This is a genomic window from Desulfobaculum sp. (genome assembly GCF_054921475.1).
On the sequence record NZ_JBUDSW010000269.1, the window covers coordinates 1 to 4,669 of the forward strand.

Below are 4,669 nucleotides of genomic sequence, written 5' to 3' on the forward strand. Positions count from 1 at the left end.
TGCCCTCAGAAAGTAACCGGGCTAGTATTTCGCGCTTCTCTAACGTAAGGTGCTTCTTGCCCATGCAGCTGCGCTCCTTTGTGGAGTTTTGGTGTCGTAACCAGCAGCTTGCATGGGCTTTTTTGTTTCTTCAAGGTTGAGGTGGATGGTTCCCTGCCGACTGTTCAGTTTTGGATTACAATCTGCCGTGCCCCCTTGAGAATCCCATGTGCGCACAGACCGGGTGCGCTTGGATTGGGCGGTCGTCACCCCTGACGGCTCCCGCCTGAGTGGATGGGGAAGTTTTTTTGGGGGGCTTCGGCGCGTGGGGAAGGCCGGTGAGAATCCCTGTTGGGTGTGCATAAGAAAAAGGCAGGGGAACCCGCCCGCCCACCCCTATTTTTTGGACGGCTTCCGTCCAAAAAATTCTAAGGATTGTTAAGGAAATTATTTCCTTAACCCGCCGGAGGCCCTCTTTTTTTTGCTCTTCCTACTCTTCTTTCACCTCATGAATCCGCGCGGTGCCGTCGGTGAGTTCGGTGGTGTATTCTTGCAGGGCTTGGGCGTTGTCTTTGGGGAGGGTGAGGGTGAAGGTGGCGTCACGGGCGTAGGTTTCGTTGTCGATGGTTGCTTCGAAGGTTGGCAGGGCGCGTTTGAAGAGGGTGATGTGCTTGTAGTCGATGCTGATGCTGAGGCGCACGGCTTCGAAGCGCCGTGTTGTGGGCAGGGAGTCGAGGGCGAGTTGCACCATGCTGGAGTAGGCGCGCACGAGGCCGCCGGTGCCGAGCTTGATACCGCCGAAGTAGCGGGTGACCACGGCGGCTATTTCGCCGACGCCGGAGTGCATGAGCACGCTTAGCATGGGGCGTCCGGCGGTGCCGGAGGGTTCGCCGTCGTCGGAGCAGCCGACAAAGGCGGAGTCGCCGGCGGGTCCGGCGTTGAAGGCCCAGCAGTTGTGGTTGGCGTCGGGGTGCTGGGCTTTGATGTCGGCGATGAAGGCGCGGGCTTCGTCAACGGTGGTCACGTGGGCGATGGTGGTGATGAAGCGGCTGCGCTTGATGGAATCCTCGGCGCTGTGGCGGGGGATGGCGGGTATGGCGTATTCCTGTGACATGGGTGGATGCATACCGGGATGCGCGCGGAAGTGCAATCGGCGGCGCTTGGGGCTTTGACGAGTGCGGCTGACCTGGGCTAACGAGGCAGGATGAAGAACGAACGATGCATCACGGCGTGTACATTGGACTGTCCCGATACGTGTTCCCTTGTGGCGCAGCGGGACGAGGACGGGGCGATACGCCTCCGGGGCAATCCTGATCACCCTTTCACGCGCGGCTTTATGTGCAGCAAGACGCAGCGCTTTGGCGAGCGCCTGACGCATGGCGAGCGCATTACGCAGCCATTGGTCCGCGAGGGCGGCAATTATTGGCCTGTGACGTGGGACGAAGCCTTTTCGCTTATTGCGCGGCGCGTGAACAAGCTGCGGCGAACGCCGGAGTCCATCCTGCATGTGCGCGGCTTTGGCTACCGCGGGGTGCTGGCGGATGCATCGAAGTATTTTTTCCGCTCGCTCGGGGCGTCGGCCACCAGCGGTTCTGTGTGCGATGAAGCGGGCATTGCCGCGTGCGAGCAGGACTTTGGCGAGCTGGCGCAGAATGCGCCGGATGACCTGTTGCGCGCCCGGCGCATTGTGAACTGGGGGCGTGACTTGTCGCGGAGTTCCGTGCACTTGGCGGCGCTGGTGCGTCAGGCGAAGAAGGGCGGCGCGCAGGTGCTGACCATTTCGCCGGGCGGCGATGGCAACGCGGACTTTTCCGACGCGTTGGTGCGCATCCGGCCGGGGACGGACCGCTTCCTTGCGGCGGCGCTGTGCAAGGGGCTGATGGAGCACGGCGTGGACGTGGCGGTGGCGCGCCGGTGCGCCAATCTGGACGCCCTGTCGCGCGGGCTGGAACGCTGGACCGTGGCGGAATTGCTGGCGCGGTGCGAGGTTACGCCCAGCGACTACGCGGAACTGCTGCGGTGGTACGTGGAAGAGGGGCCGACGGCAACGCTGATTGGCTGGGGCCTGCAACGCTACGTGCACGGCGGCGAGAATGTGCGGTTTATTAATGCGGTTGCCCTGCTCTCGGGGAATATTGGCGTGTCCGGGGGCGGGAGCTATTATGGCATTTCCTCCAGCAGAAATTTTGTGAAGTGGGCAAAGGCCGCGGGAACGCCGCCGCGCAAGCTGCCCATCCATGACCTTGGCCGCGCCATCCTGCGGGCGGACCCGCCTGTGGAAATGATATGGGTGGACGGCATGAACCCCGTGAATCAGATTCCGGCTGGCGATGTCCTTGAGGAGGCGTTCGGCAAGTGCGGGTTTGTCGTGGTGGTGGAGTCGTTCTTTACGGACACGGCGCTGCGGGCGGATTTGATTTTGCCGTGCGCGCTGATGATGGAGCGCGAGGACGTGGTTGGCTCGTCCATGCACAACTATGTGAACTGGTCGGCCAAATGCTTTGACCCGCCGGGAGAGGCGCGGTGCGACTGGGACATCTATGCCGAGCTTGGGCGCAGATTGGAGCAGCCCATCCACCTGCCGGACCCGGAAGAGGTCTTGAAAACGGCGCTGGATTCGCCGTCCCTTGGAGTGACGCCGGATGCACTGCGTGAGCGCGGCTTTGTTGAGGGGCGGTGGCCCAAGGTCGCGTTCGAGGGGCTGACGTTCAGCCACGCGGACGGCCTGTACCGCTTCCCCGAGCATCTGCACGAGGAGCCGGCCGTGGACGCGGAGTACCCCAGCCAACTGCTGACGTTGGTCAGCAAGCGCGCCATCCACTCGCAGATTCCCTTTGACGAGGACCCGGAAGCGCCGGAGGCGTTCGTCTCGCCGCAGAATCCGGAACTCCGGGGGCTGGACCTTGAGCGGCAGGTGTACGTGGCCACGGCGCGCGGGCGCGTGGCAGTGCGCGTGCGGCTGGACGAGAGCCTGCACCCGGGGGTGATTGTGGTGCGCCGTGGCGGCTGGATGCGCCACCAGCGGTGCCTGAATCCGCTTATTACGCCGAGTGAAACCGACCTTGGCGGCGGCACCGCGTACTACAGCCAGCGCGTGCGGCTGGAGAATTAACGCGGCGCGTCTGCGCGCATAAGTTGATGTTCAGGGGCGGCCCTTCCTGCGGGAGGGGGCGCCCCTTTTTTGGTGGGGACTGGGCGGCGCGTCGATGCGGGGGACGGGCTAGGCCCGGTGGGCAAGGTTGCCTTCGCCGGTTTGGCGCTCGCCAAGGGGCAGGCGGATGATGAAACAGGCGCCGTGGCCGGGTTCGGAGCGCACGTGGAATTCGCCGCCGTGGTTCTGGGTGATGATGAAGTACGATACGGACAGGCCAAGGCCTGTGCCCACACCCGGCGGCTTGGTCGTGTAGAACGGCTCAAAGATGCGCTTTTGCAGGGCGGTGTCCATGCCGGGGCCGTTATCCTGCACCTCGATGACGGCCATGGTGCGTTCCTTTTTTGTGCGCACGGTGATTTGGGGCGGCGCGCCGTTTGTGCCGTGGATGGCCATGGCCTGTGTGGCGTTGCGCAGTATGTTCAGCAGAACCTGCTCGATTTCTGTGCGGATGCAGACCACGTCGGGCAGACCGTCGGCGTGCTCGCGCACGATGTCCACTTTGCGGAAGTCGTACTTTTTTTTCATGTCGTAGTCGTTGGCGGCAAGCTCGATGGTGTCGGCGACGATGTCCTCCAGCCGTGCGGGGAGCATGCGCGATTCGCTCTTCCGGCTAAAGTCCAACATGTTGGAGACGATGCGCGCCGCGCGCTTGCCTGCATCGCGGATGCCGGTGAGCATGCGGAAGATTTTGCGGCGCTCCATATACTCGCGCACGGTGTCCAGCGTGGTTCCGGATTCGTCCGCCGCGCGGATGTTGGCGGGCAGGTCCGGCGACAGGCGGCGCTCGACGTTTTGCACGCCTTGGAGGATGGCCCCAAGGGGATTGTTGATTTCGTGCGCCATGCCCGCGGCCAAACCGCCAACGGAGAGCATCTTCTCCGTCTGAATCATCATTTCCTCAATGCGGACGCGGTCTGTGACGTCGTCCACGCGGATGACCGCGCCGGCCTCGCGGCTGGAGAGCAGGGGATAGATGGCGATATCCTCGTAGCATTCTTCGCCATCCACGGTGTGGGGGCGACGGCGCATGACATAGGGCGACCCTTCGTTGATGGCGGCAAGGACGTTGCTCATCTCCGGCGCAAGGCGGGGGAGCACGTCGGCAAGGGGGGAGCCGATGGCCTGCATGGGGGAGAGGCCTGTGTCGTCCGTGGCGCGGCGGTTCCACTGGTTGACGACGCCCTCTGGCGTCACGCTGACGAGGATGGAGGGCATGGAGTCAAAGACGCTGGTCAGGCGCTGTTGCAGGCGTTTTGCTTCCTGCTCGGCCTTGCGGCGGTCGACTATTTCGTTGCGCAGGGCGGCGTTGCGCTCGCGCAGTTCGGAGTTTTTGGCGTCGATTTCCTCGTACGAGGCCGCAAGCTGGTCGGACATATGGTTGAACGCCGTGCCCAGCTCGCCGATTTCATCGTTGCTGGTGATGGCGACACGGTGGCTAAAGTCGCCCCGGCGCGTTTCGTCAATGGCGTCGCGCAGGTCGTGGATGGGGTGGATGATGGTGCGGATCATGCTGAGATTGAGGACGATGACCATCAC

The 4,669-nt window shown here is 63.4% G+C and carries 3 protein-coding genes; 1 reads left to right on the plus strand and 2 read right to left on the minus strand.

Going from position 1 to position 4,669, the window contains the following annotated elements; translation table 11 throughout:
• Positions 1 to 469: 469 nt before the first annotated feature.
• Positions 470 to 1,093 (minus strand): YigZ family protein, encoded by a 624-nt coding sequence (locus ACY69P_RS14340; RefSeq protein ID WP_462327961.1) that lies wholly within the window; start codon positions 1,091 to 1,093, stop codon positions 470 to 472.
• 90 nt (positions 1,094 to 1,183) lie between these two features.
• Here ACY69P_RS14340 and ACY69P_RS14345 point away from each other — a divergent pair, with 90 nt between their 5' ends.
• Positions 1,184 to 3,091: a molybdopterin-dependent oxidoreductase gene (locus tag ACY69P_RS14345; RefSeq protein WP_462327962.1), complete on the plus strand. Its 1,908-nt coding sequence runs from the start codon at positions 1,184 to 1,186 to the stop codon at positions 3,089 to 3,091.
• Between the two features lie 108 nt (positions 3,092 to 3,199).
• Here ACY69P_RS14345 and ACY69P_RS14350 read toward each other — a convergent pair.
• Positions 3,200 to 4,669 (minus strand): ATP-binding protein (locus tag ACY69P_RS14350; protein ID WP_462327963.1); only part of this gene is annotated, 1,470 nt, incomplete at its 5' end.

Excerpts from the sequence above, each read along its gene's own strand:
- ACY69P_RS14340 (WP_462327961.1), bottom strand. The coding sequence starts at position 1,093 with ATGTCACAGGAATACGCCATACCCGCCATCCCCCGCCACAGCGCCGAG.
- ACY69P_RS14345 (WP_462327962.1), top strand. The coding sequence starts at position 1,184 with ATGAAGAACGAACGATGCATCACGGCGTGTACATTGGACTGTCCCGAT.